Annotated in this window: 23 protein-coding genes, 1 tRNA gene and 1 rRNA gene; all 25 read left to right on the top strand. The window is 40.7% G+C overall.

Annotation, left to right across the window (positions count from 1 at the left end; all coding sequences use genetic code 11):
* The first annotated feature begins 6 nt into the window (after positions 1-6).
* The gene (locus G631_RS0109385; RefSeq protein WP_026489215.1) at positions 7-774 is read left to right on the top strand and encodes a TatD family hydrolase; all 768 of its coding nucleotides are present in this window, start codon (positions 7-9) and stop codon (positions 772-774) included.
* Between the two features lie 44 nt (positions 775-818).
* The gene (gene rsmA / locus G631_RS0109380; protein WP_026489214.1) at positions 819-1,697 is read left to right on the top strand and encodes a 16S rRNA (adenine(1518)-N(6)/adenine(1519)-N(6))-dimethyltransferase RsmA; all 879 of its coding nucleotides are present in this window, start codon (positions 819-821) and stop codon (positions 1,695-1,697) included.
* 75 nt (positions 1,698-1,772) lie between these two features.
* The gene (locus tag G631_RS0109375) at positions 1,773-4,559 is read left to right on the top strand and encodes a tetratricopeptide repeat protein (RefSeq protein ID WP_026489213.1); all 2,787 of its coding nucleotides are present in this window, start codon (positions 1,773-1,775) and stop codon (positions 4,557-4,559) included.
* Between the two features lie 31 nt (positions 4,560-4,590).
* Positions 4,591-6,510 carry a 1,4-alpha-glucan branching protein GlgB gene (gene glgB, locus G631_RS0109370; RefSeq protein WP_026489212.1) on the top strand — a complete coding sequence of 640 codons (1,920 nt, stop codon included), beginning with the start codon at positions 4,591-4,593 and terminating at the stop codon, positions 6,508-6,510.
* A gap of 76 nt (positions 6,511-6,586) precedes the next feature.
* Positions 6,587-9,736: a DUF6240 domain-containing protein gene (locus tag G631_RS0109365; RefSeq protein ID WP_026489211.1), complete on the top strand. Its 3,150-nt coding sequence runs from the start codon at positions 6,587-6,589 to the stop codon at positions 9,734-9,736.
* 9 nt (positions 9,737-9,745) lie between these two features.
* A complete protein-coding gene (locus G631_RS0109360) occupies positions 9,746-10,930 on the top strand; it encodes a flagellin N-terminal helical domain-containing protein (protein ID WP_026489210.1) in 1,185 nt (394 codons plus the stop codon).
* Between the two features lie 30 nt (positions 10,931-10,960).
* Complete coding sequence (locus tag G631_RS0109355; protein ID WP_026489209.1) at positions 10,961-11,437, top strand: flagellar export chaperone FliS; 477 nt, start codon at positions 10,961-10,963, stop codon at positions 11,435-11,437.
* 139 nt (positions 11,438-11,576) lie between these two features.
* Positions 11,577-11,966, top strand: a complete 390-nt coding sequence (locus G631_RS0109350) for a prepilin peptidase (protein ID WP_026489208.1) — start codon at positions 11,577-11,579, stop codon at positions 11,964-11,966.
* On the top strand, positions 11,963-12,988 hold the full coding sequence (locus tag G631_RS0109345) for a hypothetical protein (protein ID WP_026489207.1): 1,026 nt from the start codon (positions 11,963-11,965) through the stop codon (positions 12,986-12,988). The genes G631_RS0109350 and G631_RS0109345 overlap by 4 nt, the downstream gene beginning before the upstream one ends.
* Positions 12,972-14,210 carry a CpaF family protein gene (locus G631_RS0109340; protein ID WP_026489206.1) on the top strand — a complete coding sequence of 413 codons (1,239 nt, stop codon included), beginning with the start codon at positions 12,972-12,974 and terminating at the stop codon, positions 14,208-14,210. The genes G631_RS0109345 and G631_RS0109340 overlap by 17 nt, the downstream gene beginning before the upstream one ends.
* The gene (locus G631_RS18750) at positions 14,155-14,919 is read left to right on the top strand and encodes a type II secretion system F family protein (RefSeq protein ID WP_155833909.1); all 765 of its coding nucleotides are present in this window, start codon (positions 14,155-14,157) and stop codon (positions 14,917-14,919) included. Before G631_RS0109340 ends, G631_RS18750 begins: the two co-directional genes overlap by 56 nt.
* Before the next feature lie 17 nt (positions 14,920-14,936).
* Positions 14,937-16,394 (top strand): type II secretion system F family protein, encoded by a 1,458-nt coding sequence (locus G631_RS0109330; protein ID WP_026489205.1) that lies wholly within the window; start codon positions 14,937-14,939, stop codon positions 16,392-16,394.
* Between the two features lie 27 nt (positions 16,395-16,421).
* A complete protein-coding gene (locus G631_RS21460; RefSeq protein WP_035789599.1) occupies positions 16,422-16,640 on the top strand; it encodes a Flp1 family type IVb pilin in 219 nt (72 codons plus the stop codon).
* Between the two features lie 94 nt (positions 16,641-16,734).
* Positions 16,735-18,063, top strand: a complete 1,329-nt coding sequence (locus tag G631_RS0109320; protein WP_155833908.1) for a DUF5702 domain-containing protein — start codon at positions 16,735-16,737, stop codon at positions 18,061-18,063.
* Positions 18,053-18,982, top strand: coding sequence for a hypothetical protein (locus G631_RS20240; RefSeq protein ID WP_155833907.1), 930 nt, complete (start codon positions 18,053-18,055; stop codon positions 18,980-18,982). The genes G631_RS0109320 and G631_RS20240 overlap by 11 nt, the downstream gene beginning before the upstream one ends.
* A complete protein-coding gene (locus G631_RS0109310) occupies positions 18,969-19,412 on the top strand; it encodes a prepilin peptidase (RefSeq protein WP_026489202.1) in 444 nt (147 codons plus the stop codon). The genes G631_RS20240 and G631_RS0109310 overlap by 14 nt, the downstream gene beginning before the upstream one ends.
* The gene (locus tag G631_RS0109305) at positions 19,405-19,872 is read left to right on the top strand and encodes a pilus assembly protein (protein ID WP_026489201.1); all 468 of its coding nucleotides are present in this window, start codon (positions 19,405-19,407) and stop codon (positions 19,870-19,872) included. The genes G631_RS0109310 and G631_RS0109305 overlap by 8 nt, the downstream gene beginning before the upstream one ends.
* The gene (locus tag G631_RS20235; RefSeq protein ID WP_051197094.1) at positions 19,845-21,266 is read left to right on the top strand and encodes a DUF6382 domain-containing protein; all 1,422 of its coding nucleotides are present in this window, start codon (positions 19,845-19,847) and stop codon (positions 21,264-21,266) included. Before G631_RS0109305 ends, G631_RS20235 begins: the two co-directional genes overlap by 28 nt.
* A gap of 50 nt (positions 21,267-21,316) precedes the next feature.
* Positions 21,317-22,327, top strand: a complete 1,011-nt coding sequence (locus G631_RS0109295; protein WP_026489200.1) for an SCP2 sterol-binding domain-containing protein — start codon at positions 21,317-21,319, stop codon at positions 22,325-22,327.
* 174 nt (positions 22,328-22,501) lie between these two features.
* Positions 22,502-22,996 carry a rhomboid family intramembrane serine protease gene (locus tag G631_RS0109290; protein WP_176757124.1) on the top strand — a complete coding sequence of 165 codons (495 nt, stop codon included), beginning with the start codon at positions 22,502-22,504 and terminating at the stop codon, positions 22,994-22,996.
* Positions 22,996-23,400 (top strand): HIT family protein, encoded by a 405-nt coding sequence (locus G631_RS0109285; RefSeq protein WP_026489198.1) that lies wholly within the window; start codon positions 22,996-22,998, stop codon positions 23,398-23,400. Before G631_RS0109290 ends, G631_RS0109285 begins: the two co-directional genes overlap by 1 nt.
* Positions 23,401-23,428: 28 nt before the next feature.
* On the top strand, positions 23,429-24,271 hold the full coding sequence (locus G631_RS0109280; protein WP_026489197.1) for a fumarate hydratase: 843 nt from the start codon (positions 23,429-23,431) through the stop codon (positions 24,269-24,271).
* A 160-nt stretch (positions 24,272-24,431) separates the two neighbouring features.
* Positions 24,432-24,959, top strand: coding sequence for a Fe-S-containing hydro-lyase (locus G631_RS0109275; RefSeq protein ID WP_026489196.1), 528 nt, complete (start codon positions 24,432-24,434; stop codon positions 24,957-24,959).
* Between the two features lie 117 nt (positions 24,960-25,076).
* Positions 25,077-25,164, top strand: a tRNA-Ser gene (locus G631_RS0109270).
* Between the two features lie 653 nt (positions 25,165-25,817).
* Positions 25,818-25,940, top strand: a 16S ribosomal RNA gene (locus G631_RS0109260); the annotation flags it as partial.

Raw genomic sequence — 25,940 nt, 5'->3', positions numbered from 1 at the left:
GGAAAAATGATATTTGATACACATGCTCATTACGATGATGAGCAATTTGATACAGACAGAGAAGAGCTTATTGGTTCACTTAAGGATGCGGGAATAGGATATGTTGCCAATATTGGTGCAAGTCTTTCAAGTTCGCAGGCATCTATGGATCTTGCTCACAAATATGATTTCTTTTACGCAGTAGTAGGTGTCCATCCAAGTGAAGTTGAGGAACTTGATGAAGAGAATATTAAAAAGCTGATAGAGTGGAGCAAAGATGATAAGTGCGTGGCTATAGGTGAGATAGGCCTAGATTATCATTGGCCAGACCCTGCTCCTGAACTTCAGAAAAAGTGGTTTAGAAGACAGCTTCAGATAGCAAGAGAGGTTAAACTTCCTGTTGTTATCCATTCCAGGGAAGCGGCGCAGGATACGCTTGATATTATGAAGGATGAGCATGCAGAGGATATAGGCGGAGTAGTCCACTGTTTTTCATATTCAAAAGAAATTGCGGATATATGCACGAAGATGGGCTTTTATATCGGGATTGGAGGTGTTTTGACCTTCAAGAATGCCAAAAAGATGGTGGAAGTTGTGGAAAACACGCCTATGGACAGGATTATTTTAGAAACGGATTGTCCATATCTGGCGCCAGAGCCATTTAGAGGAAAAAGGAACTGTTCTTTATATCTTCCCTATGTTGTAGACAAGATGGCAGAGATAAAGAAGATCACAAGAGAAGAAGTTATTAAGATAACAGAAGATAACGCAAGGCGAATGTATGGCCTTTTTTGATGACACTTTTTGGAATGTGCATCAGATAGAAATTTGGAGGTAATATGGCGTATCTTGGAAATAGTGCCAGAACAAAAGAAGTACTGGCTAAGTTTGGTATGAGTGCCAAGAAAAAATTTGGACAGAATTTCCTGATAGACAGCGGAGTACTTGATGGAATAGTAAGCGCCGCAGGAGTAACTAAAGATGACTGTGTCCTTGAAATAGGCCCTGGAATAGGAAGTCTTACTCAGTATCTTGCAGAGGCTGCAGAGAAGGTTGTGGCTGTTGAAATAGATAAGACACTGATACCTGTTCTGGCCGACACTCTGTCAGAATATGATAACATAACAGTAATAAACGAAGATGTTCTTAAGGTGGATATAGATGAGATAGTCAGAACCTATAATGGAGGAAGACCCATCAAGGTTGTTGCAAATCTCCCCTATTACATCACCACACCTATCATCATGAAGCTTTTTGAAAGCGGGGCACCTATAGAAAGTATTACTGTAATGGTCCAGAAAGAAGTGGCAGACAGAATGGTTATGGGACCTGGCAACAAGGATTATGGCTCGCTGTCGCTTGCAGTAGGGTATTATGCCAAGGCAGAAGCCATTATGGACGTTCCTCCCAGCAGTTTTATACCACAGCCTGGAGTTGGATCTGCGGTAGTGAGACTTTCAAGGTTTGAAGAGCCGGCTGTTAAGGTGGGCGATGAAAAATATATGTTTGAGATTATCAGGACTTCTTTTAACCAGAGAAGAAAAACCTTGTCCAATTCTCTTTCAAACAACCCTGCTCTTAAGGTTTCAAGACAGCAGGTACAAGAAGCCCTTGCAGAAATGGGTATTAATGAAATGGCCCGCGGAGAAACACTGAGTTTGGAGCAGTTTGCAAGGCTCTCAGATATTTTACAAAGGACTAGTGCTATGTTAAACTAACACTATATATAGTATTTTGGGGTACTTTTAAACACCATAAGGTGAAGTTTTGTTGGTACCAAAGAGGTAGAAGTTTTGGATAAAGTGGAGTATAAGATCAGAGCCGATGAGATCAAGGCTTTGATTGGGGAAGGCAGATATGCCGAAGCGGTCAGAATCGCTGATACAATAGATTGGAAACGTGTTAAGAGTGGAGCGATGCTCTGCACTATCAGTGACTTATATAAGATAAATCGAAGGTACGAGGAGAGTAGAGATGTCCTTTTGATGGCTTATGACAGACATCCTACCAGCAGACCAATAGTTTATTCGCTATGTGAACTTGCCATTAAGATGGGCGAGTTTGTTCAGGCTGTGGAATATTACAAGGAATTTGTAAGGATTGCACCTCGCGACACAGGAAGATACATTCTGCAGTACAAGCTCTATGAGGCACAGGAAGTCAGCCTTGAGGAGCGTATTGCTGTCCTTGAAGAATTCAAAAAGCACGATTATAGAGAAAGATGGGCTTATGAACTTGCATACCTCTATCACAGAGTAGGACTTACAACAGAGTGCGTAGAGGAATGCGATGAAATGTTCTTGTGGTTTGGAGAGGGAAGATATGTTATGAAGGCCCTTGAACTTAAGGCACTTCATGAACCTCTTTCACCAGAACAGCAAGACAGGTATAACAGATTTAAGAACAAGGGAAACGAGGAGACACAGCAGGCTTCTCAGGTTTCTATAGAGGAAACAGAGAAAGCTCAGGAACAGCCCGAGATTGTTTACCAGGATACCAAGCAGCCTACCAAGGAAATGCCCCCAATAACTGACGAGGTGATAAGGGAATACAATATATCAAGGACAGAAGGGGCTGCACAGGATACAGTGGTTTATGAGCCACAGATGCAGCAGGAAGTTCAGCAGGCATATCAAGAGCCGGTATCTGATGACACCAAGGTTTATAGAGAAGACGAGATTGTTTATCCTCATATCAATGAGATAAAAGAGCCTACTGTAGACGTTAGTCAGTATAATACCATGAACCTTCAGGAAACACTGGCAGAAGGCCTTAGAGAGATCATTGCTGCTGAGAAGGATGAAGATACAACTGACAAACAGCCATCAGGCAGCATGCAGGAAATCTTTTTTGACACACAGACGCAGGATATTCCTTCAGTGCCTCAGATGGGTATAGACATCAAATATGGTGGAAATGGACCAATCCTTGGCGAGGCCAAGAAGTATGAGGAGCCGGAAGAGACCCAGCAGCCACAGGTTGCAGCTCCAGCCAGCCCAGCATTTGGCAGCGGCATGTATGAAGAAAAACCACTAGAGGAAGAAGTTCCAGGAGCTGTCATCCACCCAAATGCCAGCTACCAGATGCCTACTCATTTTGAGAGTATTCTTTCTCAGGAATATGATGGTCAGATCAGTATGGCCGTTCAGCCAGAACCACAGGTTGAGCAGCAGATAACAGGTCAGATCAGTATAGAAGAGTACCTTGGAAACTGGGAGAAGTTCAAACAGGATCAGAAGGAAAAGCAGCTTAAGGCTGTTAAGCGCAGAGTTGCTGACGAAACTGGAAACATGTTTGCTGACTATGATGAGCAGACCAAGGAAGGCCTTCAGGAAAAGATAGAGAAGGCAATCGATGAAGCACTCAAGAAGGAACAGTACGATAAAGCGTCTGGCAGAGGTGACTGGTCTGTAAATAGAGAGGATGTCATCAACGCAGCAGTTGATGAAGTAATAGATGAGGCAGAAGCCAAGGAAGTTCCAATTTCCGATACTGATGAACTTGATAAGATTCCGGATGAACTCCCAGAAGAGGTCGATGCAGACGAGGATACAGTCAACGAGGAACTATCTGCCAGCAAAAAAGAGCAGGAGGTAGAAGCTGAGGCTGTTTCAGAGGACAGAGACGAGGACACAGATAATTCCAATGAGGTCGAAGATACAGACAACGTAGAAAAGGCGCAGGAAGAGAAAACATCAAAAGAAAAAGAAACTGTAGAAGAAGCAAGCAAGGAAGCCCAAAAGGATTCTAAGAAGGAAACCAAGTCTGCTACAGATAATAAGTCTGAAGGTGAGAAGAAACACCTTGGAAACAGAGAAATCGAAGAGCGCGTAAGGACAATGACTCCTGAGGAAAAAGAGCTCTTTGGACCATATATTCATCACAAGAAGTCCAGACGACAGATCATCAATGCTATTGATAACCTTAGCATGGATGCCTTTACTGGAAATGCTATTGTAACAGGAGAAGAGGGAGCAGGAACAGTTAATCTTGCCAAAGGCCTTATCAAGGCGGTTCAGGCTTCTGATTCTAACTTTAGCGGCAAGGTTGCCAAGATTACAGCCAACACTCTTAACAAAAAGAGTACCAGCAGTATTTTCGACAAGCTTGCAAACGGAGCTCTTATCATTCAAAGAGCAGCTGATCTGAATCAGGAAACAGTCAATGAACTTTTGGGAATACTTCAGGAGGAGAATAAGGGCCTTATTCTTGTTATGGAGGATACCAAAGATGATATGGATAAGTTTCTTGATAAGAATCCATCTCTTAAGCAGAGCTTTAATGTAAGAGTAGATATAGAGGCACTTGACGATGACTCGCTTGTGGCATATGCCAAGCAGTATGCTTTTGAAAAAGAATATGCAATAGATAATCTTGGAATTCTCGCTCTTCATACCAGAATTTCTGAGAGACAGACTCTTGATCATGAAGTGACTGTCGCAGAAGTTAAAGACATAGTTGATGATGCAATCTACTATGCAGAAAAGCGCTCAATAGCACATCTGGTTGATGTAATTGTCAATAAGAGATACGATGAAAACGACATGATAATCTTACGTGAAAAAGACTTTATGCACTAAGAATGAGTATTATAAAACTTGAGGGGGGCTTATGGGGCAGAAGGTTTTTATATCTGAGGACGACGAATATTTATTTGGACAGGGAACACATTACGATATATATGAGAAGCTTGGCGCACATCCTTCTGAAGAGAAGGGTAAAAAGGGATACTTTTTTGCAGTGTGGGCACCAAATGCGCAGACAGTGCATGTTGTAGGTGACTTTAATGGATGGGATGAGAATGCCCATGAGATGAAGCGCTCAAAGGGCGGAAATATCTGGACACTTTTTATTCCAGGAGTAGGCATTGGTGAGCTGTACAAATTCCTGATAACAACAAATGATGGAAGAAAGCTGTATAAGGCTGATCCATATGCTAACTATGCTGAACTGCGACCAGGAAATGCCTCCAGGACAACTAGTCTGGAAGGTTTTAAATGGTCTGATTCAAAATGGTATGAAGGGCTTAAGGGGAAAGACCCTAATCGCCAGCCACTTGCGATCTATGAGTGCCACATTGGATCATGGATGAAGCATCCTGATGGAACCGAAGATGGTTTTTATACTTACAGACAGTTTGCGGACAGGGTTGTTGAATATCTCAAGGATATGAAATATACCCATATTGAACTGATTGGTATAGCTGAGCATCCTTTTGACGGGTCATGGGGATATCAGGTAACTGGTTACTATGCTCCTACATCAAGATATGGTGAGCCTTCTGACTTCATGTATCTAGTAAACAAGCTTCACAAGCATGGCATTGGAGTTATCCTTGACTGGGTACCTGCTCATTTTTGCCCAGACGAATTTGGACTGGCATGTTTTGATGGAACCTGCATATATGAAGATCCAGATCCTCGTAAGGGAGAGCATCCAGATTGGGGAACCAAGATCTTTAATCTGGCCAAACCAGAAGTTAAGAATTTCCTTATCGCAAATGCTCTTTACTGGATTCGCAAATTCCACATTGATGGACTAAGAGTAGATGCAGTTGCTTCCATGCTCTATCTTGATTATGGTAAAAAAGATGGACAGTGGGTTCCAAATAAATACGGCGACAACAAGAATCTTGATGCTATAGAATTCTTTAAGCACTTTAACAGTGTTGTCAGAGGGACTTATCCAAATGTACTGACAATAGCAGAGGAGTCCACAGCTTGGCCTAAAGTTACAGCAAGGCCAGAGGATGATGGACTTGGATTTGCATTTAAGTGGAATATGGGCTGGATGCATGATTTTTGTGAATATATGAAGCTGGATCCATATTTCAGGCAGGGCGCTCATTACATGATGACCTTTGCCATGAGTTATAACGATTCAGAAAAATATATCCTGCCTTTGTCTCACGATGAGGTTGTACACCTTAAGTGCTCGATGGTTGAAAAGATGCCTGGCTACAAGGTGGATAAATATGCTAACCTGAGAGTTGGGTATACTTATATGTTTGGGCATTCAGGTAAAAAACTCTTATTCATGGGGCAGGATTTTGGCCAGGAGCGTGAATGGAGCGAAAAGAGAGAGCTTGACTGGTTCCTTCTTGAGAATGATCTCAACAGAGGTATGAAGGACTATGTTGGCAAGCTTTTGGAAATATACAGGAAATATCCTGCGATGTATGAAGTAGATGATGACTGGGGCGGCTTTGAGTGGATCAACGCAGATGACAAAGAGCGTAGCACCTATAGCTTCTATAGACGAGCAATAAATGGCAAAGATAACATTCTTTTTGTCCTTAACATGACACCAATGGAGAGAAAGGGATTTAAGGTAGGTGTTCCATTTGAGGGAACCTACACCAAGCTCCTGGATAGTGCCAAGGAGTGCTATGGCGGCCTTGGAAGTAATGTTCCGGACAAGATAAAAGCGGAAAAAGGGCTTTGCGATTACAAGGATTACAGCATAGAATTTGATCTGCCCCCTTATGGAGCGGAAGTTTTCTTGTTCCAGCAGGGCAAGAAGAAAAATTAAAGATTTTTGACAGGCGTGCCGAAATAGATGGTGATGAAGAATAGTTCATCACCATCTTTTTATTATGAGGTAAATTATGAATATTTCTTTTCAGGCACTTACTGGCCAGAAGGTTGAGGAGAGCCGCGATGAACTTTGGATGGATCCAAAAAGGGCTTTACCGACAGACTCAAAGACCGGTAGATCAAGTGCGCAGGGCGTAAGTAATGTAAACCTGCAGCTTGATTCAAGCATTTTTAGTAATGATGCCTATGCCTGTCACGCCAAGAGCTTAAGCGATATAAGCGAAATGGCAGATAACACGGATGTTTTGACACAGCATAATTATATGGCGCTTCTATCAAATACCATGTCCGAAGAAGACTTTGCCAGAGTTTCAAAGGAAGGTATTGATATTAATAATCTGGATAGCGCACAGACTGTGACCATTCTTGATAAGATCAAGAGTGTTCTTTTGGAGTCTGGAAAAGAAATTGTGGGCTTTAATGATGACCTTAGTCTTGATAAGTTGTCCAAGCTTACAGGAAGTATCTCTTTTGCAAAAGAGCTTCAGAAGAGCTTTCACGAAAACGATATTCCAGTAACCTATGAAAATGCCAAGTCTGCAGCAATTGCCTATAACCAGATTTCTGACATACAGGGTCTGGAAGATGCTGCAGTGAAATACCTTGTTCATAATAACATGAGACCTAGCATGGAAAACATCTACTTTGCTGCTCATAGTACTAATGGACAAAACCGCATGGGGCGTGGCTTCTACGCTCAGGATGCAGGGGGATATTATGCACAGAAAGCAGAGACCTATGACTGGGAACAACTTGATGGACAGATCGATAAGATTATAGATGAGGCCGGACTTAGCAAAGAAGATGGAAAGGTAAGAGAAGAGGCCAGATGGATCATACAGCAGGGAATTCCACTTACTGCAGATACTTTGAATGGAGTACACAGGGTAAAAGAAATATCTTTTCCCGTTTCTGAGAGCAGCGCAGCCAAGGCAATTGCAGCCGCTATAGCTAATGGAAAAAAAGCAGTGGCAGCGGACCTGTCAGAAGATAGAAATTACTATAGGCAGGCTGCGGATATTAAAAGTGCAACAGATAAGATATCTGAGGATGATATTAGGACAAATATCCAGGCAGGCAAAGAGAATACGTTAAGGAATCTCATAGCAGAGTCAGAGCTCAATAAAGATAACTATGCCAGAGCTGCTGAGTGCACAGTAGATACACAGGATAGCAGATTTGTGCAGGCAAGGCTTCAGCTAGAAGAAGTAAGACTCCGTATGACTGTAGATGCAAACAAACAGCTTCTGTCCAGTGGCTTTTCTATAGATACTGCACCAATGGAGCAGCTTATCGAAAGACTAAAAAATCTTCTTGGTCAGATTCCTGACGAAACTGCTGGAGTGGCGCTTGATGAAATTGCAGAGGTAACACCGGCAACCCAGACATATATTATACGTGCTACATTGAGCAAGGTCGCAATTATCCAGTCAGGGCCAATAGAAATAAGCGGAGCTAGGATGGCAGAAATGGAGACAGCTTCACTTGCAGAGATAAGTGATGCCTCCATGCAACTCAAGATGCGCTATAGGAAGGCAGGCGAGAGCTACGAGCCAATGATGACCGCTCCAAGGGCTGACCTTGGGGATAACATTAAAAAGGCCTTTAGAAATGTAGATGACATATTAAAAGATATGGGCCAGGAAATAAATGACAGTAATAGACGCGCTATCAGGATTCTTGGTTACAACAGTATGGAGCTTTCGACTGAAAATTTCGAAAAAGTCAGAGCCTTTGACCAGACATTAAAGACAACGCTTGATAGGCTTAAACCTGGAGCAGTACTTGATATCGTCAGAGAGGGCAATAATCCTCTGGGAATGACGATTGGTGAACTTGCAAGTGCTTTGGATAAAAACATGATGGGCGATAAGGAATCTGGCAATGGCGGAAGCAGGTCAGATGAGAAATATGCGAAGTTTCTTTATAAGCTGGAGCATAAAAAAGAAATTACGGCCCAGGAGAGAAGTGCATTTATTGGTATATACAGACTATTCCATACCATTAAAAAGAATGATTATCAGGCAATTGGTGCAGTTCTAAAGACAGGTATGGAGATGACACTTGGCAATCTTCTTGCAGCAACAAGGATCCAGTCGGCATTTAAGAGAGGAATAGAATATACAGTAGATGACGACTTCGGCGGAGTAGAGCTGCAGGATGCATCAGGATTAAAAATTGATGAACAAATTAATTTGGCCTTTAAGTATTATAGTGCACAGGCCGATATAGTATATGAGAATCTTGAGCCCGAAAAACTTATGCAGGCGGCTCCTTCAGAGAATACTCTTTTACCAAAATTTGCAGAAGACTTGCAAAATGCTGGGGTAGAGGAGAGCCTTGAGAGGCAGTATGCTTCGCAGGTTATAAGGCAGATAAGAGAGACGGCCCAGACAAGAGATTCAGACAATGCTCTTGAAGAACTAAAAGGTCTTCATATGGAGGTTAACTTTGGAAATCTTGAGGCAATGATCTCTAATAGAAGGGAACGTAAGAATGGGAACATCTGGCAGAAGGCAGAAGATCTGGCTGGCGAGAGGGCTTTGCGAGAGACAGGCAGGCTGGTGGATGCTCTCGGAGAGCCGGATTATGTGGAGACTTATAAAAACAGTCTCAGTAACATCTCGGATAGTCTAGAGCAGCTTCTTATGAGTGATGATGACTCTTATATTGATATTAAGGCCATCAACCTCATGCAGAGAAGGATGACTGTTATGAGTCAGAGCTCCGATCAAGGAACCTTCGATGTGCCTGTAACTATCGATGGGCAAAAGATTTCCATGCATATCACGCTTAAGAGTGATAACAGCATGGACTCAAGGATGGAGGCAAGTGTTCAGACATACGAATACGGTCTAATCACAGCTAGTCTTTATGTAAAAGACAATATGGTGGCCGGTATGCTCACAACGACATATAACCAGAGCAGCGAAGAAGCTGAATACTTGGAAAGCGTTAGATCTAAAATGTGCGTCAAATTGGCTGAGAAACTAAAGGATATTGGCGTGGGCCAGGAACAAATAGCAATCCTTTACCATGCGCAGACACAGCCTATCTCAGTAGGAACAGCTAATGCAAATGCCACGGATGGCAATCAAAAGAATAAAGCAGATACTACGGTACTTCTGTCTATGGCGAAAGCATTTATAGAGTCCCTTTAGGAGGTAGAAATGAAAGTAAATTATAACGTGTCCGCGATGATCGCTAATAACGCGCTTCAGAGAAATGATAATCTTTTATCTGAATCACTGGAGAGATTGTCCAGCGGCCTTAAGATTGCAAATGCCAAGGATAATCCTTCAGGTCTTGCAATGTCAAGAAGAATGAATTCCCAGATTGAAGGTCTTGGCGTAGCCGGAGATAGCTCAAATGATGCAATCTCTATTGTTCAGGTTGCAGATGGATCTTTGTCAGAAATCCATGAGATCCTGCAGAGAATGAACCAGCTTGCGGTTCAGGCAAGTAACGGAACCCTCACAGATTCTGACAGGCAGACAATCCAGGAGGAGGTAAGTCTTTTAAAACAGGAAATAGAGCGAATGGCTCAGACAACGCAGTTTAATGGACAGTGCATACTTGATGGGACCTTTGATCTAAAAGGATATACAACAGTAGGAAAGAGTCTTGACGGTTCTGTTACTGATGCAGCAGTTAAACTCAGTAGCTACTCTGATGTGGTGGAAGCTGGACAATATAAGATCACAGGAATAGATGTTTCATACATAAACCTGACAGGAACTACAGGAGTAGATAAAAAAGGTATTTTCTTTGAAAACGGAAGCGACAAGGAAATAAAGATATACAAAGTTAACAATGGCGTTGAGACAGAGTACATGACAAATGGAATGTCTGCAACCATCAATGAAGATGTCCTTACACTTTCAGACAGTACTGGAAAAAGAATTGATATCCAAATTGACAGACCTCTTGATGATACAGTATTTTTGGACCTTACGGCATCAGGAGCAATGACAATGCAGGTAGGAGCCAATGAAGGACAGACGCTTGATATCAGAATCCCTAAGGTTTCCCTTACAACCCTTGGAATCTACAACCTTGATATGGCTAATACAGTCGGCGCAAGAGAAGCAATCGAAGACATAAAGGGAGCTCTTTCAACAATAAGTTCAATCCGTGCAAGGCTTGGATCCTATCAGAACAGACTTGAGCATACATCAAACAGTCTGGATATTACTGTTGAGAATATGACTGCCGCATATTCAAGAATCATGGATGTAGATATGGCTGAAGAGATGACTGTTTATTCTACTCAGCAGGTGCTTTCCCAGGCCGGAACCTCTATGATGGCTCAGGCAAATGAAAGACCATCACAAGTATTACAGCTTCTTCAGTGACCTATTTAAGATAGCAGAGAGGATATGTCTATGACACAGGAAAAAAAGCAGGAGTATACCCTCAAGATAACACAGGCAAATAAGACACAGATGATCACAATACTGTACGAAATGGTGCTTGAATATATAGCAGATGCGAAGGCTGCCATAAGCACAGGCAACAGGACTCTTTCAGACAGAAATATAGGATATGCTCAAAACTGCATTGATGAACTTATCAGGTCTGTTAACCTTAGGACAGAACTAGGTAAGATGCTCCATAAACTCTATATTTTTTCGAAAAAGGAGCTTATGCTGGCAGGCGTTAATATGAGTACAAGCAGACTCCAGAGAGTGGAGCGAAATTTTAAGGCACTCCATGCAGCATATAAAGAGATAGAGAGCATTGATAAAAGCGAACCGACCATGGGAAATACGCAGAGTGTGTATGCTGGACTTACTTATGGCAGGTATAGTTTAAATGAAAGTGTAAAAGATTCATCTATGAACCGTGGATTTATGGCTTAACCATGCCTGTTTCCGAATTTCTTAAGAAAGATTAATAATTTTAGGTATTTACAAACCGCTTTTATGATGATAAATTCTTTAATCGCGAGCTCGAAAAAATCTTTGAAAGGAGTGGATCATAATAAGAGCGGTTTTACTCTTGTTTTTAGGCGGAGCAGTTTTTACCGATCTGTATAAAGACAAGATCTATAATGTTTGGATAATTCCAGGTCTATTAACTGGACTTATCTTAGCCCTGAGCCAGGGACCAGACAGGTTTCTAAATGCGCTTACGGGTGTCGGAGCCACCTTCTTGGTGCTCATGCCGGTCTATCTCGTTAAAGGGATTGCGGCAGGAGATGTTAAACTGTTATTGTCTACAGCATCTTTTTTATCATTTCAGGAATTATATTCCTGTATCTTATTTTCTTTCCTGATTGCAGGAGCCATTTCACTGGTAATTATTATTTTTAAGAGAGAAAAGAAAACACTACATTTTGCAGTACCTGTCCTTTTGAGTGCAGTACTTGTTTTGGGAGGATTGGTATGAAAAAGCTAAAATTAGTTATTTGCGATAGCGATGAGCTTTATTGCAGAAGACTTGATGAGTACTTAAGGAGCCATTTACATCTTGGTTTTGAAATTTTCTCTTTTACTGATTTTAAGATCATGGAGGAATTTGCAAGAAAGAACACAGTTGAACTTCTGATGATAGCGGAAAGCATGCTTGAAGAGCTAGGTGAATGCAAACTTTTCTCAAGCCTCAGAAATATACTAATCCTTGATGAAGGCCTTGGCGGAAGCAGCGTGGTTAGAGATGGAGATGAGCTGACAACTAAATATGTGGATAAGTACCAGTCAGCGTCCAGTATTGTGGATAACATTATTGGTTTTTGCATGGAAGATTCAAGCAGTTTGAATGGCCTTAGCTTGCAGACAGCCTCAGGAAAAGGGAGAGTTATCAGCCTGTATTCACCACTTTCTAAGTGTGGACAGACAACTCTGGCAGTAAATATTGCAGAACTTTTGGCCAGGGATTCCAAGACAGTTTTTCTAAGCTTTGAAAGTTTTTCTACACTTCCGGATTATCTTGGTATTGACTATGAAGAAGATATTTCGGATCTGATTTATTATGCAGACTGCGAAAGGGAGAAATTCGGACTTTTCCTTGAGAAGATAAAAAGGACCAAGAACAACGTGGACTACATAATGCCAGCCAAGACTGCAATGCAGATTAAGGAAATCGGATTTGAAAAGGTTATGGATCTGTACAGGCTACTGACTGATGAATGTGGATATGACAACATTGTTGTAGATCTTACAGAGCTTCCAGGTGGTTTTTTTGATATTGCATCTTCAAGTGAAAAGATATTCACAATAACAAGGGATAACTTGCGGGATAACAGAGTTGTGCAGATGTACGATGAAGTCCTTAGGAAAAGCGAACTTGAGGATATAATTGAAAAGACCATAAAATGCCAGCTTCCGGATATTAGGGACAAGCAGGAATACGATGGGTATGTTTATTATCTACTTGCCCGGGAGGGACTTTTGAATGGAAGAAAGATTTGATGGGATAAAAAGATCTGTCAGACAAAAGGTCATGGGCTGCATAGACTACTCCAAGGATATCTCTGACGAAGAAATGTACGTACTTGTGGATAAAGAACTATCTGAAAGGCTAAGGCATGTCGCTATATCCGTGGAGGATAGAAAAAGGCTCAGAATGCAGATTTTTCATTCTATAAGAAAACTAGATATCCTTCAGCAACTGGTAGATGACCCTACAGTCACAGAAATCATGGTAAATGGTACTGAAAATATCTTCATCGAGAAAAATGGAAGTCTGTTTAAGTTTGATGGAAGATTTGAATCAAGTGACAAACTTGAGGATGTTGTTCAGCAGATAGTTGCATCCTGCAATAGAGTCGTCAATCAGTCGCAGCCAATAGTGGATGCAAGACTTGAAAATGGTAGCCGAGTGAATATCGTGCTAGGCCCTGTCGCACTTAATGGTCCGATCATCACTATTCGAAGATTTCCGGATAAACCTATAGACATGGCAAGGCTCATAGAGCTTGGTTCTTTATCTCCTTTTCTTAGAGATTATCTAAAGATCTTAATAAAGGCAGGCTATAACGTCTTTATTTCTGGTGGCACAGGTTCTGGTAAGACCACATTTCTCAATGCATTATCAGATTTTATTCCAAAGGATCTAAGAGTTCTTACGATAGAAGATTCTGCAGAACTTCAGATAATGGGAGTACCCAACCTTGTCCGGTTGGAATCCAGAAACGCCAATGTAGAAGGATGCAAACCAATTACCATTAGAGATCTTATTAAGTCATCTCTGCGAATGCGACCAGACTGGATCATCGTTGGTGAGGTTAGAGGAGGAGAATGTGTTGACATGCTGCAGGCTATGAATACCGGTCATATGGCTATGTCAACAGGTCATTCCAACAGTGCTTCAGACATGCTGTACAGACTGGAGACCATGAGTCTTATGGGAATGGGGGAACTACCACTGTCTGCGGTAAGAGGCCAGATTTCAGCAGGAATAGACATTATAATACATCTTGGAAGACTGAGGGACAGATCGAGAAAAGTGCTGGAAATAAGTGAAGTGGAAAAAGAACTTGATGATAATGGCAGAATTGCACTTAACCCACTTTTTAGATTCTGCGAAAGCGCTGAGTCTACAGACTTAAAGATAAAGGGAGAATGGAGGAAAATTGGTGAACTTAAGAATACTGAAAAGCTTGAGGCAGCAGGTCTTAGGCTATCATCCTAAGAAGAGTGATGCCATTTTCTGGATTCAGGGAGCTTTGATCGCACTAATGTTTGGGAGATTATTTTTCGACTCGTATCTTGCGGTGGCTTTATTATCGCCGATAGCAATCCCTTGGGTTATCATCCAAAAGAAAAATAAAAGTGAGCAAAGATGCAGACAGATTGGAATTCAGTTTAAGGATGCTATCTTTTCTGTTTTAACGAGTCTGAAGGCAGGCTTCTCTATAGAGAATGCATTTATGGAAGCAAGAAGAGACATGGAACTTCTGTATGGTAAGAACAGCGATATTTCTTTTTATCTTGCAAGGATCAGTAAGGGGCTAAAAAACAGTGTTCCTCTTGAAAAGCTTATCTATGGCATGGGAAAAGAAACAGGAAATACAGACATCCAGGACTTTGCAATGGTCTTTTCTGTAGCGAAAAGAAGTGGCGGAAACATGACAGACATTATCCAGCGGACTATAGATGTTATCTCAAGGAAGATGAATGTTGAAAAAGAGATAGATGTTCTAGTCAGCGCTAAAAGGCTTGAAGCCAGGATAATGAACTGTGTTCCGTTTTTTATCATCTTCTATATAAGTCTGACAAGCCCAGGTTTTTTTGATGCTTTATATCACAATTTTTTTGGAATAATCTTAATGACTGTTTGTATGGTCATCTATTGCATTTCGTACGTTCTGTCTGAGCGCATAGTAAATATCTCTGTTTAAAGAAGGAAATTTAAAGAATGATTTTGATTTATTTTATTATTCCAGTGCTGGTTTTTTCTATCTGGATAATAGCAAGAAATATGGAACTTGATGAAGATATAAACGAAGAGGGTATATCAAAAGAATTATTTAAGGTATCTCTTTTCATATATCAAAAGGTACGTGGCAAGAGGCATATTTCCTGGGATCAGAAGGTTCGAGGATACCTGACAACACTTGGTGGAAGCAAGGATTTGGATAAGGCAACCAGTTATTACTATGCCCAAAAGATCAGTATAGTTCTGCTACTTGCATTTTGCGGTAGCATCCTTTCTCTTGTGCTATACCTTTCAGGAAACTTTGATGGAGCACTAAAGGAAAGTGGGCAGGTGGAGAGATATCTTCCAGGAGAGGGGCAGCGAGATGTTGAGCTAGTAGCCAAAACTGAAGATGGAACGAAGCTTGGAAAATTTCATGTAGAAGTAGGGGAGAGAAAGTACACCAAAAAAGAAGCAGATGCCTTATTTAAAGAAGCAAGTTCAAAACTAGAAAAAGAGATTCTGGGAAAGAACGAGAGCTTAGAAAAAGTAAATGACAATCTAATGCTGATAAAGCAAATTGATGGGTACCCCTTCGAGATAACCTGGAATGTAGATGATCATGATATTTGCAAATATGACGGAGAGATAGACTGTTCAAATGTCTCTGCGGAGGGCACAGTTATTACGCTGATCGCCACTTATACTTACGATGATCACAAGTGGGAGCAGGTAATATATGCGAAAGTAATACCCAAAAAACTTTCGCCGGCCCAGATCATTCAAAACGACATTGAAGAGTTGCTAAATACCAGCAATGAGGTAAGCAGGTATGAAGGAAGCATGGAACTACCGGAGAAGTACAAAGAAGAAAAATTAAGCTGGAGTGAAATAAAAGAAGACAATAGTCTTCTGCTACTTCTCCTAATGCTGGTAGGTGGTGCAGCAACTTTTGTAATGAAGGATAAAGAATTAAAGCAAAAGATTGATGATAGAAATGCAAAGCTCATAAGAGAATATCCAGGAATTGTTTCGCAGATAGTCTTATATCTAGGGGCTGGAATGACCATGAGAAATATCTTTTCTAAACTGTCAGAGAATTATGCCAGTAAAAGAAAAAAAGGTGCTCCCATGAGTTATGCATATGAGGAACTTACAAAAAGCACTAGAGAAATGAAAATGGGAAAATCCGAGACTGCGGTGTATGAGGATTTTGGGAGAAGATGTGGTGGGCAGCAGTATACAAGACTTAGTACCTTGCTGTCCCAGAATTTGAGAAAGGGAAATAGTGAGCTTTTAAAGCTGCTTTCAGAGGAGTCAGAAAAAGCATTTGATGACAGACTTGATCTGGCAAGAAAAGCAGGAGAAGAGGCTGGAACAAGACTCCTATTACCTATGATACTAATGCTGCTTATTGTGATGATAATTATCATGATTCCAGCGTATATGACATTTTAAATTATGAAAAAGAAAGAGGAAATAATAATGAAAGAATTACAGATTAAGGCAAAGAATTTAGGAACAAAAATTTCAAATGGAGTAAAGGCGTTCTGGAATGATGAATCCGGAATGGGAACAGTAGAAGTCATTCTGATTATCGTTGTACTAATTGGACTTGTTATTGTGTTCAAGAAGCAGATTTCAGGAATCGTTGAAGACATATTTAAGACAATAAGGGCAGAAACTCGTGAAATCACAAACTAAAGGATACATAACAGTTTTTTTATCATTGTCTATAATGATCATTTTGTCACTGGTACTGGCTCTCTATCAGGGAGCCAGGATAGGTGCTGTGAGAATGAAGACAGAATGTGTAGCAGATATTGCTATGAACTCGGTTCTGGCAGAGTACAACAGAGAACTATATGAGCAGTACGGACTTTTGATGGTGGATACATCTTATGGAACCGGGAATCCATCAATCAAAAATCTAGAGGATCATTTAAGGCACTATGCAGAAAAAAATTTTGAAAGAAGCACAGCAGGAGGAATCCTTAATGCCCAGACTATGACAGCTATGTACTGCAAAGATGTTAAGATATCTGGCTATAGCGTAGCAACTGATAACAATGGCGCTGTGCTAAACAGACAGATACTGGCTTATATGGCAGGAGAACCTATTGGGTATTTGATGGGAGAAGTTTCATCAAATGCCAGCAGCCTTCAGTCAGGCGGCCTTGATTCCACAGATGTTGACGCTCTGGCAAGTGAGAACCAGGAAATAATAGATTCCACGGAACTTCCTGAAATAGAAAAAGAAGATGGAAAAAAGGAAATTATTTCAATCGGTAATCCTGCAGATGTGGTCAACTCTCAGAGAGGAATAGGGGCGTTAAACCTGGCGTTGCCTGATAAAAGCGGTATTTCGGAGTCGGTTTGCAGTTTGTCTGAGTATGCGTCCCATAGAAATCTTAATAAGGGAACTGGCCTCGATGATCAAATGGGTATTACTGCAGTACAAAAGCTTATCCTGGATCAGTATTACTATGAAAAATGCAGTAGATACGGTGCAGAAATGGATAAGGCCCAGTTAAAGTACCAGCTGGAATATCTGATCTATGGTCTTAACAGTGATTATGGCAATTTGGAAAAAATGGCTGAAACACTACTGTTTTGGAGACAGGCTTCAAATATGATCTATCTTTTTAGCTGCCAGGAAAAAGTGTCAGAGGCCGAAGCAATAGCAACAGCCCTGTCAGTGATTCTGTTTGTTCCAGAGCTTGCCGATGCGATAAAGTACTCAATTTTATTTGCCTGGACTTTTGCGGAATCCATTTCAGATCTTCACATTCTCTTTTCCGGAGGACGTGTTCCCTTGTTTAAATCAGATGAAACCTGGAAGCTTAGTCTTTCGAATATGTTCTCTTTCCGAGATCATCTGGGCAGTCAGGACAACCAGGAAGGACTTCTTTACGAGGACTACCTGAGAATCAAGCTTTTAATGACAAGCCATTTGGAAAAGACAAAGCGAATGATGGACATCATGGAAATGGATATACGGCAAACAGAAGGAAATGCCGGTTTCAAGCTGGATTATTGCGTTGATGTATTTAGAGCGCAGCTTGAAGTGGGCACCAAATATGGATATGAGGTAGGAATAGAGAGAATTTATGGATATGAGAGATAAAAATCCACCAAACAGTGTCATGGGGGGAGTTAAGGGCACTTCTTTTTTTAAAATTCACAAACACAAAAAAGAAATAAAAGATAACTGTATACTCCAGACAATCAGAACTCTTAAAGAAGTGTCTTTATCTGCTTCTATGACACTGGAGGCATCTATTGCACTGCCTCTTTTCATATTCTTTTTTGTAAATATCATCGCTGCCATAGATATAGTCAGGATTCAGTCTGAGATGGAAGCAACTCTGCACCAGGTGGGCAACGATGCTTGCATTCTGGCTTTTGATATGAGAGAGGGAGAAAAGCTGGTGGAACCAGAAAACGATGCTCTGCGAATAATGGAAACAGGCGGACTAAATGGATATGTATATTACCAGCTAAAAAAGAGACTTGATCAAAAACTTGCAAATACGGCAGTAACAGATGGGATAGACATAAAAAACATGCTCTCGTCAAAGATAATGATGGGTAACGACATAGTTGACATTGTTATTGACTATAGAGTGCATCCCATCATTTCCTTGATTGGCTTTAGATCGTTTCTGGTGGAATCAAGATATTATGGCCATGCCTGGACAGGATATGACATTGTGGGTAGTGATGTTGAGGCTAGTCTGGCAGAAGAAATGGTATATGTTACCGAGCATGGCAGTGTTTATCACAGGGACATTGGCTGTAAATACCTTAAGCCAAGCATCAAGAGTGTTTCCTATTCGCAGATAGGAGCTGAGCGCAATAAGGATCAGTCTAAATATTATCCCTGTGAATATTGCGGACAGAGCGTTGCGGGCGGAAATGTCTTTATTACTGATTATGGAGAACGGTATCATTCAACGATTGATTGCCCGGGAATAAAAAGAAAAATATATACGATACCAATATCAGAAGTAGGAGGAAAAAGTCCCTGTAGTGGATGTGGATAAAATGTTGATAACTATAAAAATACTAACCCTCGTAATCATGCTACTTGTAGCATATGAGGATATTAAGAAAAAAGAAATATCGATGAAAGCCATCATAGTCTGTGGTCTATTAGCGCTATTATCAACCGGCATAAGGTTCTATATGGGTGAAGGACTGCCAGACTCTTTCTTATCTCTTTTACCTGGGGCCATTATGTTGATCATAGGACGAATAACCAGGGAAGAAGTCGGGTATGGGGACGGCCTTATTCTCATGGCTGTTGGGCCGGTGTTTGGACTTGAGCACGTGATACTTGGCTGTTTTGCCGGGCTGTTTGTGACCAATATTCTATCCATATTCATCCTAGTGTGTCGAAAGGGAAACAGAAAGACACAGATTGCCTTTGTTCCCTTTTTGACATTGGGAATGGGGGTGATGATGTTTGCGTAAACTTTCAGGATATATGACAGTAGAGGCATCTTTCATAGTGCCAATGACAATTTGCGTATTCATACTCATCATATATTTCACAAATTACATGTACGCAAGATGCATGCTGGCGCAAGATAGTTATATTCTGGCTTTTCGCGCTTCAACAGCCGAAAATGAAGATATGCAGCAAACTGTCATGGACAAAAGCCAGATGGTAGCAGGAAATAAGTACTTTGGTAATGCTAAGCCAGTATTTGATGGAGAAACTAGAGGAAAAGAAATAACTGTTACAGGAAAAACCACAACTCGCCATGGGGCTATGGGCAGATTTTTTTTAAAACCAAAAAAAGGTTGGGAAATTGAGACAAAGTCCACTGCCAGAAAAAGAAAATACTCTGACCATATCAGAACTGTAAAAAGAATTAAGGATATCGCTACTAAGGAGGATTTATGGAATACAGATACTATAGAGAATTAAAGCATAACTATCTGATAGTTCAACAAGACAATAACTCACGGGAAAAGATTGAAAGTTATCAGGCAAGAATTTTGGAAAAAGGCAAGTTATCAGGTTTTTTGACATGCAACATGAGAACTATAAATAATGAAAACTATTTATACTATGAGATAAACTCAATGCAGAATATTCGCGACAGATTTTCTGTAAGAGGAATGGATGCAGAACAGCTTGCGAAGCTTTTGACATCTCTTAAGAATTCATTAGAGAGCCTATCGGAATATCTGCTTGGCATGGAAAATGTAGTCCTTGATGCAAAAAGCGTTTTTACTGATCTGTCTACTGGTGAATTTAAATTCATGTATTGCCCTTTCAAGAAGGAACAGGCAGATTTTGCAGGATTCATCGATGAACTAGTGGAACTGGTTGATCATGATGATGAGGTAGCTGTAGAGATGATATATTCATGCGCTGAGAAGGCGGAGATGGATAGCATGCTGGCCATTGACTGTATCGAACAGGTTCTCGAGGATAAAAGATATGTAAAAGAACCTATTGAGAAAATAGAGCAGAGCCAAGATACTCAGGAATTTATAGAATTTGACAATAGAGCACTTAATCTTGATGAGGATGAGGAAGAAGAGAATGAAGACATCAGAAAGCACAAAGTCCAAAAAGCCAGTGGCAAGGTTCAGATCATATTTGGAATTCTGTTTCTGATCCTTTTAGCTATCATGATGTATGTACGCATGAATTACATTTTGTCCAAAGAAGAAAATTTATTATCAATAATAGTTATTGTAGTATCTGTTGTAACTGGTCTTGTGGCATTTATCAATGGATTTAAAGATGCAAATGTCAGCTTGTCATGGAAAAAGAAAAACAAAAACAAAAAGGATATCAAGCCTCTGGAAGATATGGATGAAGATGAGGACTACAATCAGTTTGAAGATTGCGAAGAATTCAATGATGAGGAGATTATGGATACTTATGTGGATGTCGACAGCTACAAGAATAAAGTCAATGTAACATCATATAGCAAGAGACCAAGGCATGTTGCCAGTACAAGGCCATCATGCGGTGAAACAGTAGTGCTATCTCAGGAAGAGGACAGCGATAAAGCATTTACTTTATATAGTAGAAATACAGACAAGACTATAAGGATTTCATTGGACAAACTCCCATTGACTGTAGGAAAAATGGCAGGGTGCGTTGATGAGGTGCTAGATGATATGAGTGTATCAAGGATTCACTGCAGATTTATGCAAAATGAGGAAGGCGGTATTTCAATCGTTGATCTCAATTCAACAAATGGAACGTTTAGAAATGGTCTAAAAATCACTCCGCAAAAAGAGATAGGACTTGAAGAGGGGGATGAGGTCAGAATCGGTAGAATTTGCTTTGACTGTAGGTGATTTGCCCTATAATTGTGGTATAATACCCTTAACTGGTTGGAGGGGTATCCATGAAGATTAATATCTATTACGGCGGCAGAGGAATCATTGATGATCCAACTCTGTACGTTATCTCACAGATCGAAGCAGTTCTACAAGAATTAAATGTTAAAGTTCAGCAATACAATCTATATGAGCAGCGTAATGGTATTACTGCGCTTCCTAATACGCTCAAGGATGCAGACGGAATAATACTAGCATCAACAGTTGAGTGGTATGGGGTGGGCGGCTATCTTATGCAGTTTCTTGATGCCTGCTGGCTATATGGAGATAAAGACAGAATAAAGGGAATTTACATGGCTCCTGTTGTCATGTCTACTACTCATGGCGAGCGAGAAGGAATGATGAGCCTGGCAGCAGCATGGGAAATGCTAGGGGGACTTCCTTGTGATGGAATGTGCGGATACATAGCTGACACTACCAAGCTTGAGAACAGCACCGAGTATTCCAAGATAATTGAGAAAAAGACTGAGAACATTTACCGAACCATTAATCAAAAAATGGCAGTCTTTCCCGCGAGTAATCAAGCTGTGATAAATAAAGTTGCAGCTTCAAAAGGTATAGATCTTACACCTCAGGAATCAGAGCAGCTTTCAGAATATGCATCTGATGATAATTATGTTCGCACACAAAAGGAAGACATACAGGAACTTGCCAGTATCTTTAGAGATAAGATGGGCAAAGAAGACGGCAGTGTCGGAAACACAGAAGAATATGTAAAGCGGCTGAACAAGAAATTCACTCCGGTAGCTGGGATTCGTGCTAAATACAAGATAATTGTGCAGGATAATCCTAAGTCTAAGCCTATAATTATAGACGTTGACAATAGCAAATGTGATTGTCATGTAGGAAATGACGATGACTGCGATGTTATTATCACCTCTGATCAGATGGTCTTAGAGGATGTTCTTGAGGGGAGAATGACCTTCCAGAGAGCATTTATGGCAGGCAGCATCAAGATGAAGGGAGATTTTAAGCTTCTTCGCAGCATGGATCAGCTATTTGATCTAATGGCTGAATAACAGCTTTCAAACATAGATATGCAGGATAATAAATTTGGTATAGATGAAGCCTTTTATGAAAAACAGAAGCAAATCTATAAAACTTCATATGTTACACTAGCGCTTGTCATTATAAATGTGATTCTCTTTACATTAAATAACACCGTGATGCGTTCCTTAAACGCAAAGGCGTCTATGGATACAGCACTTGTCGTTGGAAATAGCGAATATTACAGGCTCTTTTCCTCGATGTTCATGCACTGGGATATCAATCATCTTTTTAATAATATGATGGTTTTGCTATTGGTAGGAGCTGTAATAGAGCACTATCTTGGACATTTGGCATATCTTTTCTTATATATCATTGCCGGTCTTTCTGGCAATCTTATGTCAATGTATTACGAGATAGTCAAATCCAATTATAGAATATCTCTTGGTGCTAGTGGCGCCACAATGGGAATTGTTGGATTTTTAGTTGTATGGCTTGTGATAAATAGAAAGTCATTAGCCAAAGATAAGTCTATGCTATTAAGGCTCGTGTTACTTCTTATGTTCGTAGTGGAAGCCTGTTTTTTTCAGGCTCAGGCCAATACTCAAGCACATTTGGGTGGTTTTTTGGCAGGATTTATCATGGGTATGATCAATATCATTATGTTTAATAATAGAAAAGACATGGAGGGAATAGTCTAATGAGTGATTGCATTTTCTGTAAAATAGCAAATGGAGAGATACCATCAAATACAATTTATGAGGATGATGATTTCAGAGTTATTCTTGATAACGGGCCAGCTACAAAGGGCCATGCGCTGGTACTCCCCAAAAAGCATTACGCAGATCTTTTTGATATTCCACAGGAAGCAGTGATGGGAGCTGTAAAGGTGGCACAGGAAGTTGCAGGTACTATGAAGAAAAAACTTGGCTGTGACGGCCTTAATCTTGTGCAGAACAATGGAGCGGCAGCAGGACAGACAGTTATGCACTTCCATTTGCATATTATTCCAAGATATGAAAATGATGGACAGCATATACTTTGGAAGCCTACAAGTCCTTCTGCAGATGAGCTTGTAGCAATCAAGAACGAAATCTTAGGATGAGATCAATAACTATAAGGAGCACCTTTGAATGCGCGAAATAGATGTTGCTGAAGTAACAGGGATAGTTAGGCAAATGTGCATTGATGCCAACCATACACTGTCAGATGATATGAGAACTGCACTTTCAAGAGCACAGGAACAGGAAGAGTCTGAGCTTGGCAAGAATATTTTTTCTAAACTTGAGGAAAATCTTAAGACTGCTAAAGAGGATATGATTCCAATATGCCAGGACACTGGAATGGCTGTATTTTTCGTAAATGTTGGGCAGGAAGTTCATTTTGTTGGCGGTAGTCTTACAGATGCAATTAATGAAGGAGTCAGACAAGGATATACAGAAGGATATCTCAGAAAATCTGTAGTTGGAGATCCGCTCATACGCAAGAATACAGGCGACAATACCCCTGCCGTTATTCATTACAACATCGTTCAAGGAGATAAAGTATCTATTACCTGTGCGCCTAAAGGCTTTGGAAGTGAGAACATGAGCAGAGTGTTTATGCTCAAGCCTGCTGATGGTGAAGAAGGCGTCAAAAATGCTATTGTTCAAGCTGTTAAGGATGCTGGGCCTAATGCCTGCCCACCTATGGTTGTGGGAGTGGGCATAGGAGGCACATTTGAAAAATGCGCTGAGATGGCCAAAGAAGCACTTACAAGACCTGTAGGCCAACATTCAGACATTGAGTATGTTTGCAAAATGGAAGAAGAGCTACTTGATAGGATCAATGAGACTGGCATAGGACCAGCCGGTCTTGGAGGAAAGATTACGGCCCTTGCTGTAAACATTAATACCTACGCTACCCACATAGCAGGTCTTCCGGTAGCTGTAAACATCTGTTGTCATGTGAATCGACATGTATCAAAGGTTATCTGATTTGGGTGTTCAGAGGCAAACAAGCCGGTATACTTTTTGGAAATGTAATGGCTAACACCTAAAGGATCAATAAGGTATTTCATAGGATAAAACACAATTAGTGTAGCTATTTTTCTCTTGAGAAATATAAATGCGTTACACTAGCATTTTTGAGGATGATATGGAAATAAAGATAAATGCTCCTGTAGACATGGAAAAAATTAAACAGCTAAAGGCTGGAGATATGGTGTATATCACTGGAACTATTTATACAGCCAGAGATGCTGCACATAAGAGAATGGATGAAGCTCTGAATAGAGGCGAGAAATTACCCATAGAGTTAAAAAATAATCTCATATATTATATGGGGCCTTCTCCTGCAAGAGAAGGCCGCCCTATAGGTTCTGCTGGGCCGACAACAGCAAGTCGAATGGACAAGTATACGCCAAAGCTGTTAGATCTTGGACTTGCAGGAATGATAGGTAAGGGAAAAAGATCACAAGAAGTAATTGATGCAATGATGAGGAATGGAGCAGTATATTTTGCAGCCATTGGCGGAGCCGGCGCGTTATTGTCAAAAGCTATAACTAAGGCAGAAGTCATAGCCTATGATGATCTGGGAACAGAGGCTATTAGAAGACTTGAGGTAAAAGATTTTCCTGTAATAGTAGTAATAGATTCAGATGGAACGAATCTTTACGACAAATAATTACCATAAAAGAATTGACAAAGCCTTTGCACCTTTGTATAATTACATTTGCGTCTGATGATTTACAGATGCAAGCTATAGAATTCAAACCACATATTGGTAGAGGGATTCAGGCATGGAGAAATACTCAAGTGGCTGAAGAGGCGCCCCTGCTAAGGGTGTAGACCGTTCACGCGGTGCGCGGGTTCAAATCCCGCTTTCTCCGTTTAGCACATAACTCCTTAGGATTATTCCTAAGGAGTTTTTTGTATTGCAGAGCCGCTGATATGAAATATGTCAGCTAAGCTGACCAGCGGCTCGCAGACGAGTAGGAAGACTGACCGCCTTCTACTCAATCCTATTCACCAGGACAAAATATGGTTTTGATATATTTCAGGTGCCTTCCAAATATTGGCCCTGCTCAAATATATGCACTTGAAAGGAATATAACCGATATTGAAATATTGAAGAAAGCATATAATATCGAACTACAGATTGCGGTCAAAGCAGCTTTAGTGGCCTATATATAGTGGGTTATAAACTTTTTGAAAATTTCTAAAAAAAGATGTTGCATTTGGAAAAGTGCTTTGCTATAATAACTTTTGCCCGTTGCGGAGAGGGCAGTTACCTACTGATGAGGCTTTGTCCCAGTAACTGCGAATCGAAACTTCGGAAAACAAATTAAAAAAGTTGTTGACAGAAACTTAAAGCTATGCTATTCTAAATGAGTTGCGGCTGAGAGCTACAACAACTAAGAACCTTGACAAATAAACAGTAATGCAACCCTGAAAAATTCCAAGAGAATTTATTCAGAACAAAATTAGTAAATAACGGACAGAACAAAAAGCCAAGCTTGAGTTCTGGCCAGATCAAACTTTTAAACGTGAGAGTTCGATCCTGGCTCAGGATGAACGCTGGCGGCGTGCCTAACACATGCAAGTCGAACGGAGATTTAACGCTGATGAGGCTTCGGCGGATTCTTGTTAAATCTTAGTGGCGGAC

It is taken from the genome of Butyrivibrio sp. XBB1001, assembly GCF_000424505.1.
Taxonomy (GTDB): domain Bacteria; phylum Bacillota; class Clostridia; order Lachnospirales; family Lachnospiraceae; genus Butyrivibrio.
This window is presented reverse-complemented; position numbering and strand designations above follow the sequence as displayed.